Consider the following 13,262-nt stretch of genomic DNA (forward strand, 5'->3'; position numbering starts at 1 on the left):
ACGTATTGACTTGGGGGCGCCGGGGACCCGGTGCCCCTGATAAGGTGGCGGCTGCATGGCGGTGTCGGCGAAAATGCCGGCCATGAGCACAGTCAAGCGGTTCGCCGCTCCCTTGGTCGCGCTAATCCGGCTGCACCTCGTCGCGATCGTCGTCGTCGCGGCGCTGCTGCTGATTTACACGCTGTTCGGCTTCTTTGCAGTCCCACGAATTGCTCGCGCGCAATTGCAAAGCTACGCCACCGAGCAGATGCACCGGCAAGTTTCGGTCGGCGAGATCCGTTTCAATCCGTTTGCTCTCGATGCCAGTGTCGCGGGTCTCGCTTTGCGCGAGGCGGATGGCTCGCCCGTCGTCGGCTTCAGACATCTTTATGTCAACGCGGAGCTTGCCTCGATCTGGCAGCGCGCGGTCGTGCTCAAAGAAGTGGAGCTGTCCGCGCCCGACGTCGATGTGATCGTCGCGAAGGACGGCACAGTGAATCTCGCGAAGCTGGCTCCGGAGTCGAAAGCGGAGAGCGCCGAGGAGCCGACCTCGCTGCCGAGAGTGCGCATCGACAGGCTGGACATTCGCGACGGTCGCATCGGCTTCACGGACAACACGCACACGCAGCCGTTCACCGCAGTCGTGGCGCCGATCAAATTCACGCTTACGAATTTCAAGACCGACGCCAACTACGAAAACGCCTATGACTTCTCCGGCTCCACGCTCGCTGGCGAGCGATTGGAGTGGGTCGGTGCGTTCACGGTGCAGCCGTTGGGATCGAGCGGGCGGTTTCGGGTGCAGGATCTCAAGGCCGCGACCGTCGATTCGTACGCCAAGGACATGCTGCCGTTTCAGTTGGCCTCGGGCAGCGCGACGCTTGCAGGCAACTATCGTTTGGCCATGACGCCCGCGCTCGGATTTGAGGCGACCTTGCCGTTGCTGCAGGTTCGCGAGCTTTCCGTCAAGGAGCGCCAGGCGAAGAGCGCGCCGGTGACATTGCCGGAAGTGGATATTCACGAGATCGCGCTGTCTTATGAGAAGCAGGATGTCGGCATGAAGCGCATCGATGTGAAAGGTGCACACATCGACGTGGCTGTCGAGCCCGATGGGTCGATCAGCCTGATGCGCTTGTTCGGCGAAGAGTCGAGTGCGAGCCCGCAAGTGGCGACTCCGGCAACGTCATCCGCGCCGGCAGCGGGAGATTCGGCGCCCGAAGATGCGCAGAGTGAGTCGGACGAGTGGCGTGTTCATGCGGACACGATTCAGCTGAGCGAGGCCACCGTTGTTGCCGAGGATCGCAGCGTTGAGCCAGTCGCGAAGTTCGATCTCTCGCCCATCGCACTGACGGTCAATGGATGGAGCACGGATGCGTCGGCGAAGGTGCAAGTCGATGCGGATGTCACGATCGATAAGAAGGCTAAGTTGCTCGGCAAAGGCGATGTGCAGCTGGAGCCGCTGGCAGCGCAGCTGGCGGTCGAGCTGACAGACTTCGAGTTGCCGGCGATTCAGCCGTATCTCAACGAGGCGACGGCGATGACGCTGCACTCGGGCCGGCTGGGCGCAAAAGGCGATGTTTCCTATGCGGCGGAGCCGGAGTCGGCGCCGCCGATGAAGTTCAAGGGCGAGGTTCGAGTGGCGGATCTGCGCACGACGGATCAGCTGGTGAACGAGGACTTCGTCAAGTGGCGCAGCCTCAGCGTGACCGGCATCGACTTCTCGATGAACCCGGACAAGCTCGATATCAACCGCATCGTCGCGAGGCAGCCGTACGGAAAGGTGGTCATCGCACAGGACACGACGCTGAATGTGACGAAGGTGTTGAGTCCGCCGGGGACATCGACGCCCGACACGCAGCCGTCCAAAACCGAGCAGCCAGAGACAGCTCAGAGCGCGCGGGAAGCCGGCGACACCAAGCAGGCGTCCGAGCCCATGTTCCCCGTCCGCATCAAATCGATTCAGTTCATCGACGGCTCCGCCAACTTCGCCGACTACTCCATCGAACCCTCGTTCGCCACCGGCATTCTGGAGCTCAACGGCACCGTCACCGGCCTCTCGAGCGATCCAAGCTCTCGCGCCAAAGTGAAGCTCGACGGCAAGGTCGACAAATACGCTCCGGTCGACATCGGCGGCGAAGTGAATCTGCTGTCCGCCGCCGTGTACACGGACCTCGCGATGAACTTCCGAAACATGGAGCTGACCACGTTCAATCCCTACTCGGGCAAGTTCGCCGGCTACAACATCAGCAAGGGCAAGCTGTCGACCGAGCTGAAATACCTGGTGCAGGATCGCAAGCTGGACGCGTCCCATCACATCGTCATCGACAACCTGGAGTTCGGCGACAAGACCGATTCGAAAGACGCCGCGCCGATTCCGTTGAAGCTCGCTGTGGCGTTGCTGAAGGATCGTCAGGGCATCATCGATCTCAACCTGCCGGTGAGCGGCACGCTCGACGATCCGGAGTTCCGGCTCGGCCCGATTATCTGGAAAGCGGTGCTGAACCTGCTGACCAAGATCGTCACCGCACCGTTCGCCGCGCTAGGTGCTCTGATCGGTGGCGGTGAAGAAATGCAGTTCGTGGATTTCGACGCCGGCAAGGCAGAGCTGCCGGTAGCGCAAACAGAGAAGTTGAACAAGCTCGCCAGCGCCCTGATCGAGCGACCGCAGTTGAAGCTCAGCGTGCCGCTGACTGTCGTTTCGGCGCAGGACAGTGAAGCGATCGCTCGCGCTGCGTTGAAAGAAAAATTGCCGCCCGATACATCGGCCGAGCCGCCGAACAACGACGCTGCGAAACGTCAGAGAATGGCGGTGCTGGAGAAGGTCTACAAGGAAGTAGCTAAGTCCGCCCCGGCTTATCCGCCCGAGACGCAGAGCGAGAAGGGCATCGACGTCGACGCGCGCCTGAAATTCCTCGATCAGTCACTGCTCGACCGCTTCAAGCCCGACGATGCGGCCTTGACGGCGCTCGCTCAGAAGCGCGCCCGCGCCGTGCAAGACACGCTGCTCGCCAACACCGAGCTGAGTCCCGAGCGCGTCTTCATCACGGCCGAGCGCAGCGAAGGGAAAACGCAGTCCGAGCAGGTCAGGATGGAGTTGAAGTTGGAGTAGTCTCTGAGCCCTTGGCAGAAGCGTCCGGAACCTTCGGCGCCCACTCCGGCCGCAATACCAACAGAACCGTCGCCGCGCCCAGCACGCGAAAGCCGAAGATCAGCGTCGGGGTTGGACAGCGCGAAGTGGTCCTTGAATGGCTCGACGGCGAGCGCGGAGGAGGTGTTGATGCGATCGACAAACGCGATCAGGCCGCCAGCGCGAGCAGCGTCAGCGTGCCCCAGCGCATCATTGCGGCTGGGTCAATTTCGGCGTCGCCACCGCGTTCTGACCGGTTTCCGCGCCTTCTAATTCGACTACGGCCACTGCTCACCCTGCGGATATCGGAATTCGAGCTTCGAGGATAGAGGCGCGAGCGGCGCGGCGGTCGTCAAATATGCTGCCCGCCGATTGGAATCGGATGAGATGCTCAGTGGCCGACGCCCAGGCGCTTGGCGAGGCGGCGCAGATTGCCGCGATCCAATCCCAGATCGCGCGCGGCTGCGGCCCAATTTCCTTGCTGAGCGGCGAGGGCCCGCTCGATCAGACTGCGCTGAAACTTCGCCGACGCTTGTGCGAGAGTGAGTCCCCCGGTGTCGACGGGTTCTTCCTGCTCGGGCACGAGCGCCGCTTGTTCGAGACGAGGTTTGGCGAGATCCAGGTGGAGCGGCTCGATCGTCACGATGCGATCGCTGCCGGCGCCACCCGCAGCTGCCTTCAATGCCGCACGGCTGATCGTGTGTTCGAGCTCGCGCACGTTGCCGGGCCAGCTCGCTGACAGCAACGCCTGCTGTGAAGCGGGGGCCAATCGCAAGCCTCTGAGGTGCAGGCTCGCACGATTGCGCTCCAGCGCGTTGCCCGCCAGCAGCAAAATGTCACGTCCGCGCTGTCGCAGTGGCGGCACTTGCACCGGATAGATGCTGATGCGGTGATACAGATCGGCCCGAAAGCGGCCGGCGCGAACTTCTTCGGCGAGGTCGCGATTGGTCGCGGCGACGATGCGGACGTTCACTTTGATATTCGCATCCGAGCCGACGCGTTGAATCTCGCCACTCTGCAATATGCGCAACAGCTTGGGCTGCACCGTCATCGGCAGCTCGCCGATCTCATCGAGGAACAGCGTGCCGCCGTCGGCGATCTCGAACTTGCCGCGACGGTTCGACGTTGCGCCCGAGAATGCGCCGGCGACGTGGCCGAACAGCTCGCTTTCCACCAGCGATTCAGGCAGCGCGGCGCAGTTCACCGAGATCAGCGGCCGGTCGTTGCGAGGAGAGCCATAGTGAATCGCGCGTGCCACCAACTCCTTGCCGGTACCGGTTTCTCCAGTGATCAACACCGTCAGGTCGCTGCTCGCGACGGTGTCGATTTCCTTGAGCAGCGCGCGAATCGGCGCGCTACGGCCGATGAACTGCTGATCCGGTCGCAATTCTTCGAGCAGCGCGCTGCTGACCAGGTTCTGCCGCTCCATCGCGTCTTGCATGCGTGACAAGCGCTCGATGATTTCGAGACACGCGCCGGCGAGATTCGCGCAGGTGCGAAGCGCGTCGAGCGATTTCTGATTGAAGGTGCCTCGTCGCAAGGCGTCGATGGTCAACACTCCAAGCGGTCCGCTTGTGCCTTTGATCGGCACGCCGGCGCAATCGTGCACGTGCAGACGATCGGCGGCATTGGGAATGAGGCCGTCGAATGGATCGGGCAGCGGGCTCGTGGCAGGGAAGCGAAGCACATCGGCGCTGCGCATGATGGCTTGCAGACGGGGATGCTCGACCACTGGAAAACGACGGCCCAGCGCATCTGGACTCAGGCCGTGAACGGCGAGCGGCACCAGGTCGGCGCCGCGAAGTTGGAGTATCGAGCACGAATCGGCGTGCGTGGCTTCGGTCAGTGCTTCCAGCCAGAGCTGCCAGGGTGGGGAGGGATTCCCCTGCAGCGCCTCGCGCAGTACCCGCTCGCAGGCGGCAGTCATCGGCGTCGTCATAATGACTCGAATGATGTCATACCGACTCGGGAGCTGCTGGTGTCATTTTGACTCGACATCGCTCCGGGCGTCGACGAATCAATGAGTTGTGATCTGGCACGGACATTGCTCCATCAGAAGTGTTCCATCGAGGTCGATTCGACAGAGGTTCAATGCTTACGCCAGACCAGACCGCCATCATCAAGGCCACTGCCCCGGTAGTCGCTCAGCACGCCGAGCGCATCACCAGCGTCTTCTATCCGTTGATGTTCGAGCGTTATCCCGAAGTGCGCGAGGTTTTCAACCAGGCGCACCAGCACGGCGGATCGCAGCCGCGTGCGCTCGCCAACGCCGTCGTCGCCTACGCCAGCAACATCGACAATCTCGGTGCGCTGGGCGCCGCCGTCGAGCGGATCGTGCAGAAACATGTCTCGTTGAACATTACTCCGCCGCAGTATCAGATCGTGGGCGAGTGCCTGCTCGAAGCCATCGGTCGCGTGTTGGGCGATGCTGTTACGCCCGAGATCGGGGCGGCGTGGACTGCGGCTTACTGGCAGCTTGCCAATCTGTTGATCGCAGCCGAAGAAAAGGAATATCGCCGTAAGGCGGAGCTCACCGGCGGCTGGCGTGGCACGCGTCGCCTGCGTGTGGTGCGACGAGCGTTCGAAAGCGAGGTCATCACTTCGTTCTGGCTGGCTCCGGTCGATAGCGGTCCGTTGATGGACTTCACGCCCGGACAGTATCTGGGACTCCGGCTGGACATCGATGGCACGACGGTTCAGCGCAATTACAGCCTGTCCGACGCACCGAACGGCAAGACATATCGGATCTCCGTGAAGCGCGAGCCCGGCGGCTTGGTATCGAACTATCTGCACGATCGGGTGCAGGAAGGATTCGAGCTCGACGCGTTTGCTCCTGCGGGCGAGTTCACTCTGGCGCAGAATTCCAAGCCGGTCGTGCTGCTGACCGCAGGCGTCGGCCAAACGCCGGCGTTGCCGATGCTGGATCGCGCATTGGCCGAAGGCCGACAGGTCGTGTACGTACACGCCGCGCTCAACAGCGCTGTCCATGCGTTCCGCAAGCGCGTCGACTCGCTGGCGACCGAACATCCAAATCTGCGGCACGTTTATATCTATAGCGAGCCGCTGCCCGGCGACGAGCCTCACTATCGTGGCTTTGTGACCCCCGAGATCCTGCAGCGATACGCGCCCGCTGACGCGGATATCTATTTCCTGGGCCCCAAGCCATTCATGGTGCACGTCAACCGGATGCTGCGTGACCTGCGCGTCGCGGCCGAGCGCATCCGTTTCGAATTCTTCGGCCCGATGGAAGCGTTGGAATAGTCGAGAGATCGCGTAGCCAGGGATGGCTCCTCGCGACGCTGTTCCCGGTTGACCGGCAAAATGCCAGCACGGACGCTGCCACAATCGATCATAAACTCTGCATCGCAGAGTACTTGACGGCATGAGGACCGGCCCGTAACTTGGCGGCTGGCACCACGAGGCACACCCATGCCGCCAGCTAAAACCGTCAATCTCGATAGCCATGCGATGGCGACGCTGCGCTATATCCGCGAATCGATGGATGCGGCCGGCAGTGTGGCGGTGCCGGGATCGGCAGGCATCGCCATGGGCGCCGTTGGTTTGGCTGCGACGGCGTTATCGCTGATTCCGAATCTCGCGTCCCATTGGCTCGCTATCTGGTTGGTCGCTGCTCCTATCGCCGCGCTTGCGGGTGCATCGTTGATGACTCGGTCGGCGTCGTTGGTTTCGTTCATCGGCAGCGGTAAGCCAGGGCGCAAGCTTTTGCTGGGGCTGATGCCGAGTTTGTTCGCCGGTGCGGTGATGACCGCCGTGTTGTGGCAAGCGAACTACCTCGGCGCTGCGCCGGGAATCTGGTTGCTGTTGTATGGCTGTGCGCTGATTTCAGCGGGCGTGTTCACCAAGGTGATCGTGCGGTGGATGGGCGGATGTTTCGTTGCGTTGGGTCTGCTTGCGCTCGTGACTCCGGCGCAGTTGCAGATTCCGCTGCTCGGCCTCGGCTTCGGCGGTTTGCACATCACTTTCGGCTTTCTGATCGCACGAGGCGCCCATGGCCACTAAAGTCAAAGTGCGTACTCCCGCCACCGCGAGCGCACATCAACAGCGCAAGCTAGCGACGGTGGCCTCGACGACCCGCGACGATGGCGAGTCGAAGTTCGAGCGTCTGATCTATGAGCGCGTCCGGCTCGGCATCATGAGTGCGCTGGCGGTCCGCGAAGAAATGACGTTCAACGAGCTCAAGAACCTGTTCAACATCAGCGACGGCAATCTGGGCGGGCATGCTCGCAAGCTCGAGGATGCGGGCTATCTGACGTGCACCAAATCGTTCGAGGATCGGCGGCCGCGCACTGCTTATCAGATCACCGAGCAGGGCAGGGCTGCGCTGAATCGTTACCTCGATCATGTGGAGGCGGTCATTCGCGCGACCCGCGGCTGATCTTTGGTCCATTCACTCTGCAACGTAGAGTACTCGACAATGCATGTGGCAATCATCATGGATGGCAATGGGCGCTGGGCAACTCAGCGCGGCTTGCCGCGAACCGCGGGGCATCGTGCCGGAGCGCAGGCCGTCGATCGCGTGGTCACAGCGGCAGCGCGCAGCGGCATCGCTGCTCTAACGCTGTACGCGTTCTCGCAGGCGAACTGGCAACGTCCGCTGCCCGAAGTGCGCGGATTGTTTCGATTGTTCCGCATTTATTTGAAAGATCAGACCAGTCGCTGCGTCGAACAGTCGATCCGGCTCAACGTCATCGGGCGGCGCGACCGCCTCGATCCGCGACTGCTCTCGCTCATCGAGGAGGCGGAGCAAGCCACGAAGCATTGCACTCGAATGACTTTGCGGATCGCGATCGACTACTCCGCGCAGTGGAGTTTGATGCAGGTGTGTCACTCACTGCACGTGCCGGTCTCGATCGATCTGCAACGCTTCGCGCGGCAGTTGGCGGCGGTCGACCATGCCATTCCAGTCAGCGAAGTGGACTTGTTGATTCGCACCGGCGGCGAGCGGCGCATGAGCGACTTCATGTTATGGGAGTGTGCCTACGCAGAGCTGCATTTCGTGTCGCGATTGTGGCCGGACTTCGATGAGCAAGACTTCGAAGCGGCGCTGGCCGAGTTCTCGCGCAGAGATCGACGCTTTGGAGCGATCGGCACGACGGATTCCGTGAGGGTTCAACATGGCTGACTTTGCAGCAGTTCGCATGCGCACGACGCCTGTGCCGGCGGAAATGGCCATTGCGCCGGAGCTGCCGATGCCGATGACGAAAGCGACGCCTCGGCGGAACTTCGCGCTGCTCATCAATCCGTTTTACGCCAAGGATCCGCGCGCCAGTTACGGCAAACACGTTCTGACACCGACCTTGGCGCTGACGAGCATTGCGGGCGCGACGCCCGACCATTGGGAGATTCGTTACTGGGACGAGAATTTGCTCCAGGGCCCGCCGCCGCGCGAGCCGGTGCCGCACGTCGTTGGGATCACGGTGCATCTCACATTCGCGAAGCGCGCTTACGAGTTGGCGCGGTGGTATCGAATGCAAGGCTCGATAGTTGTTCTTGGTGGCTTGCATGTGCTGTCGTGCCCTGACGAAGCGGCCTCGCACGCGCATGCCATTGCGATTGGCGACGGTGTGCAGCTTTGGCCGCAGATTCTGAAGGATATCGAACGGGACGCCTTGCGACCGCGCTACACGGCGAACTACGCACGGGCGTATCGCCTCGATCCAGCGCCTCGTCGTCGCGTGTTGCCGCGCGAGTCCTTTCTCACGACGACCAGCGTGATCGCCACTCGCGGCTGTCACAATCGTTGCGGCTTTTGTTATCTCGCGACCGATGGCCTGCACATGCCTTATCGGATGCGCGATGTGGAGCAGGTGGTCGATGAGATCGCAGCCGACGGTCAGCCGTACACGGTCTTCGTCGACAACAATCTTGGATCGCGGCCGGATTATCTAAAGCGTCTGTGCGCCGCCTTGAAGCCGCTTGGAATCATCTGGAGCGCGGCGGTCACCATCGATGTGACAGACGATCCATCGCTCGTTCGGGAGATGGCGCTGGCGGGCTGCACGGGCGTGTTCGTCGGTTTCGAGTCGCTCAATGCGGGCAATCTGAGCGATGCGCGCAAACGCTCGCCGGCGCCGGACGATTATGCGCGGCGAGTCGCGTTACTGCATCGATATGGAATCCAGGTCAACGGCAGCTTCGTGCTCGGTTTCGATCATGACCGCCCCGATGTGTTCGAGCGGACGGTGGAGTGGATCGAGGCGAACCGGCTCGAGTGCGCCACGTTTCATATCCTGACGCCGTATCCGGGAACGCCTTTTTTTCGACAGCTGGAAACGGAAGCGCGCATCCTGCATCGGGATTGGGACAAGTACGACACCGCGCACGTCGTGTTTCAGCCGAAGCACATGAGTGCCGAGGAGCTCGATCGCGGTTACGCGTGGTGCTACGACCGATTGTTCTCGCACGCCTCGATCTGGCGGCGTCGGCCGGAAGATCCGCGTGCAGTGCTGTCGTATCTGGCCATGAGTTATCTGTACAAGCGCTCGAATCGCATCTGGCATCTACTAATCAAACATCGACTGACGGGCGCGATGTGGCGCCCCCTCATCGAGCACTCGCGACGGCGCCATTTGAAGTTCCGATCGAGATTGGCACGAAATACCCTGTATGACGCGGCTCCGACTGCGCAGCGAGCCAGCCAATACGTGAGCCCTGGTGTGTGATGACCGCGTACCGGGGCAAACGCGCCGTGGACGTGGCGTTCGCGCTCCTGGCTTGCATTGGGTTTGCGCCGGCCGTTGCAATCATCGCGCTGGCGATCTGGTTGGAGGATCGCCATTCGCCCTTCTTCACCCAAACCCGAATCGGTCTGGCGCGCCGGACGTTTCGCATTCTCAAGTTTCGCACCATGGAGCGTGGCGCGGTAACCCGCGTTGGCCGCTGGCTTCGCAACACTGGATTGGATGAGTTGCTGCAGTTCGTGAATGTTTTGCGCGGTGAGATGAGTATCGTCGGCCCGCGTCCGCTGACGGCCGAGGACATCGTGCGGCTCGATTGGTCGTCTGATCGCCACAACTGGCGATTTGCCGGCAAACCGGGCATCACGGGGATCGCACAAATTGGGGGCGGGCGCAGTGGCCGACACAGCGCGCGCCTGGATCGTCTTTATTTGCGGCGGCAGAGCGCGCTGCTCGATATCTGGATCATCGGACTGTCCTTCCTGATCAATATCGTGGGCAAATCCACCGTTCGCCTCTGGCTGCGATCCGTGTCAGGATTCCGCCGTGCGGCCGTATGCAACAAGGCGCCCGCATCGAGCGTTGAGTGAGCGGCAGGGGATCACGGAATCCGATTCGTGAGAAGCATAGTTAGAGCGTGGCTAGTGTTGCTCGGCCTCGTAGTGTCGGCGGTCGCAATTGCGCAACCCGTCGTCGTGGAGCTGTTTACGTCGCAGGGCTGCAGCTCGTGTCCGCCGGCGGATGTATTAATAGGTGAGCTCGCCAGGCGTCCCGGCGTCATCGCGCTGGCCTATCACGTCGACTACTGGGATGACCGGGGCTGGCAGGATCGGTTCTCCCTTCCTGAGGCCACGCAACGACAGCGTGGCTACGTACGGCGCCTCGAGAAATCCGGCGCCTTCACGCCGCAGATCGTCGTCAGCGGCGACACCAGCCTGGTGGGGTCGAATCGCACCGCTGTGGAAAAGGCGGTTGCCGGCGATCGGGATGCGCTGCGAATGTCGCTGTCGAAGGAAGGCAACAGTCTGCACATCTACTTCCTCGAAGCCTGGCGCGAATCCATGGACGTGTTTCTGGTCAGCTATTTGAAGGAAGCGACAGCCCGGATCGACGGCGGCGAGAACGCGCATCGCACGCTCAAGCATTTCAACGTGGTGCGTTCGTTCCAGAAGCTCGGCACCTGGAACGGCAGGCCACAGCGAATGGTCACGCCGCTGGCGGAGCTGCCACGCGATGCGAGCGCGGTGGCCGTGATCCTGCAAAGAAAAAATCAAGGTGCGGTCGCGGGCGCAGCGTCCTTCACTTTGCACTGAGTCGGAACAACCTCTCAGCATGTAGTGTGGCGGCCTGCTCGCGCCTACCCCAAAGAGGGACGTCGACTTAACGCATCGGGTAGATGTACGTTGGGCGCGCAGCCCTTAGCCTTTCGATCACGCTTCTCCTCCCACTGCGCAGGTAGTCACGCCATGAGCACGTTCACAGTCAAAGACGGCACCGAGATCTTCTACAAAGACTGGGGCAAAGGACAGCCATTGGTATTCCATCACGGCTGGCCGCTGAGCGCGGACGACTGGGATGCGCAGATGATGTTCTTCTTGAACAAGGGTTATCGCGTCATCGCGCACGATCGGCGCGGCCATGGCCGGTCATCGCAAACCGACGACGGTAACGAGATGGACACATACGCAGCCGACGTCGCTGCGTTGATGGATCATCTCGGCATCAAGGGCGCGATCCACATCGGTCATTCGACCGGCGGGGGTGAAGTCACGCGCTACGTGGCGCGCTATGGTGGCGGTGGGCGCGTGGCGAAAGCCGTGCTGATCGGCGCCGTTCCGCCAGTCATGGTGAAATCGGACAAGAATCCGGGCGGAACGCCGCTGGAAGTGTTCGATGGTTATCGTGCCGCGCTCGCGGCGAACCGCGCGCAGCTTTACGTCGATGTGCCGGCCGGCCCGTTCTACAGCTTCAATCGCCCCGGCGCGAAGGTCCTCCAGGGCGTGATCGACCACTGGTGGCGCCAGGGCATGATGGGCGGCATCAAGGCGCACTACGATTGCATCAAGGCATTCTCGGAGACCGACTTCACCGAGGACCTGAAGAAGATCGAGTGCCCGGTGTTCATCATGCACGGCGACGACGATCAGATCGTGCCGATTGCGGATGCGGCGCTGCTGTCCTCGAAGCTGGTGAAGAACGGCACGTTGAAGGTTTATCAGGGCCTGCCGCACGGCATGTGCACGACGCACGCGGACATCATCAACGAGGACTTGCTGGCCTTCATTCGCAAGTGAGTCGATGCGCGATCGGCGGTCATTGCCACGGCGGGGGCAAGACCGGCACGATAGGGGATGCTTGCGAGTTTCCAGTGGAGCATCCCCATGGTCCGAATCGGATTGTTGTTACTGTTGAGCTTGTCCGTGTTGCCGGTCGCTTGGGCGGAGACGACTTTCCCCGCACCGGTCGAAGGCGACGTCGTCATCAAAAATTTCCGCTTCAACTCGAACCAGGTGCTGCCCGAGCTGCGGCTGCACTACCGGACGGTCGGCAAGCTCGAGCGTGACGCACAGGGCAAGGCGAAGAACGCCGTGCTGGTCATGCACGGTACGGGCGGCAGTGGCGTACAATTTCTGCGCGCCGATTTCTCCGAGCGACTGTTTCGTGCGGGCGGCGTGCTGGATGCGACGAAGTATTTCATCGTTCTGCCCGACGGCATCGGTCACGGCAAATCCAGCAAGCCCAGCGACGGCCTGCGCGCCGGCTTTCCGAAGTACGGTTATCGCGACATGGTCGAGGCTCAGCACCGGCTGCTGCAGGAACTGGGCGTCAATCACCTGCGGCTGGTGATGGGCACGTCGATGGGCGGCATGCAGACCTGGATGTGGGGCCAGCAGTATCCGGACTTGATCGATGCGCTGATGCCGCTGGCGAGCCTGCCCGGGCCGATCTCCGGCCGCAATCGGGTCTGGCGCCGCGTGGTCATCGACGCGATTCGTAACGATCCGCAGTGGCAGCAGGGCAATTACCAACAGCAGCCGCCATCCTTGCGGACGGCGGTACAGATGCTGTTCCTGATGGGCAGCAACCCGGTCATCCGTCAGCAACAGATGCCGACGCTGCAGAAGACTGACGAAGTGCTCGATGCGTATGTGGCCGACGCACTGAAGTCTGCCGACGCCAATGACTTGCTGTATCAGGTCTCAGCCTCGCAGGACTACGATCCGTCGCCCGGGCTGGAGAAGATCAAAGTCCCGCTGCTCGCGATCAACTCGGCGGACGATCTGATCAATCCGCCGGAGCTGCAGATCCTGGAACGCGAGATCAAGCGCGTGCCGAAGGGCAGGGCCATCGTCATTCCGCTCAGCCCGCAGACCGTCGGTCACGGGACGCACACGATCGCGAAGGTGTGGGAAGAGCACCTTGCGGCGCTCTTGAAAGAGACGGAGCGCCACTGAGCGCTC

11 protein-coding genes are annotated in these 13,262 nt (G+C 62.0%); 10 read left to right on the forward strand and 1 reads right to left on the reverse strand.

The features are described 5' to 3' along the window. Positions 1-82: 82 nt before the first annotated feature. A complete protein-coding gene (locus EK373_RS12925; RefSeq protein WP_198683257.1) occupies positions 83-3,085 on the forward strand; it encodes a DUF748 domain-containing protein in 3,003 nt (1,000 codons plus the stop codon). Positions 3,086-3,494: 409 nt separating this feature from the next. On the opposite strand, the gene norR is transcribed toward EK373_RS12925, so the two are convergent. Then, positions 3,495-5,042: a nitric oxide reductase transcriptional regulator NorR gene (norR, locus tag EK373_RS12935; RefSeq protein ID WP_129643044.1), complete on the reverse strand. Its 1,548-nt coding sequence runs from the start codon at positions 5,040-5,042 to the stop codon at positions 3,495-3,497. A gap of 152 nt (positions 5,043-5,194) precedes the next feature. Here norR and hmpA point away from each other — a divergent pair, with 152 nt between their 5' ends. The 9 genes from hmpA (at position 5,195) to EK373_RS12980 (ending at position 13,256) form a co-directional block, all read left to right on the forward strand. Beyond that, positions 5,195-6,364 carry an NO-inducible flavohemoprotein gene (gene hmpA / locus EK373_RS12940; protein ID WP_129643045.1) on the forward strand — a complete coding sequence of 390 codons (1,170 nt, stop codon included), beginning with the start codon at positions 5,195-5,197 and terminating at the stop codon, positions 6,362-6,364. Positions 6,365-6,532: 168 nt separating this feature from the next. After that, entirely contained in the window at positions 6,533-7,123 is a 591-nt protein-coding gene (locus EK373_RS12945) for a hypothetical protein (RefSeq protein WP_129643046.1), read from the forward strand. Beyond that, complete coding sequence (locus EK373_RS12950) at positions 7,113-7,499, forward strand: winged helix-turn-helix domain-containing protein (RefSeq protein ID WP_129643047.1); 387 nt, start codon at positions 7,113-7,115, stop codon at positions 7,497-7,499. Before EK373_RS12945 ends, EK373_RS12950 begins: the two co-directional genes overlap by 11 nt. Before the next feature lie 39 nt (positions 7,500-7,538). Further along, positions 7,539-8,246 (forward strand): polyprenyl diphosphate synthase, encoded by a 708-nt coding sequence (gene uppS, locus EK373_RS12955; protein WP_129643048.1) that lies wholly within the window; start codon positions 7,539-7,541, stop codon positions 8,244-8,246. Between the two features lie 16 nt (positions 8,247-8,262). Continuing rightward, complete coding sequence (locus tag EK373_RS12960) at positions 8,263-9,786, forward strand: B12-binding domain-containing radical SAM protein (protein WP_157994344.1); 1,524 nt, start codon at positions 8,263-8,265, stop codon at positions 9,784-9,786. Between the two features lie 26 nt (positions 9,787-9,812). Then, positions 9,813-10,391 carry a sugar transferase gene (locus EK373_RS12965; protein WP_198683258.1) on the forward strand — a complete coding sequence of 193 codons (579 nt, stop codon included), beginning with the start codon at positions 9,813-9,815 and terminating at the stop codon, positions 10,389-10,391. Between the two features lie 27 nt (positions 10,392-10,418). Beyond that, positions 10,419-11,114, forward strand: a complete 696-nt coding sequence (locus tag EK373_RS12970) for a DUF1223 domain-containing protein (RefSeq protein WP_157994345.1) — start codon at positions 10,419-10,421, stop codon at positions 11,112-11,114. Between the two features lie 153 nt (positions 11,115-11,267). Beyond that, positions 11,268-12,095, forward strand: coding sequence for an alpha/beta fold hydrolase (locus tag EK373_RS12975; protein WP_129643052.1), 828 nt, complete (start codon positions 11,268-11,270; stop codon positions 12,093-12,095). A gap of 87 nt (positions 12,096-12,182) precedes the next feature. After that, entirely contained in the window at positions 12,183-13,256 is a 1,074-nt protein-coding gene (locus EK373_RS12980; RefSeq protein WP_129643053.1) for an alpha/beta fold hydrolase, read from the forward strand. Positions 13,257-13,262 lie beyond the last annotated feature (6 nt).

The organism is Peristeroidobacter agariperforans, from assembly GCF_004138335.1.
Classification (GTDB): Bacteria; Pseudomonadota; Gammaproteobacteria; order Steroidobacterales; family Steroidobacteraceae; genus Steroidobacter; species Steroidobacter agariperforans.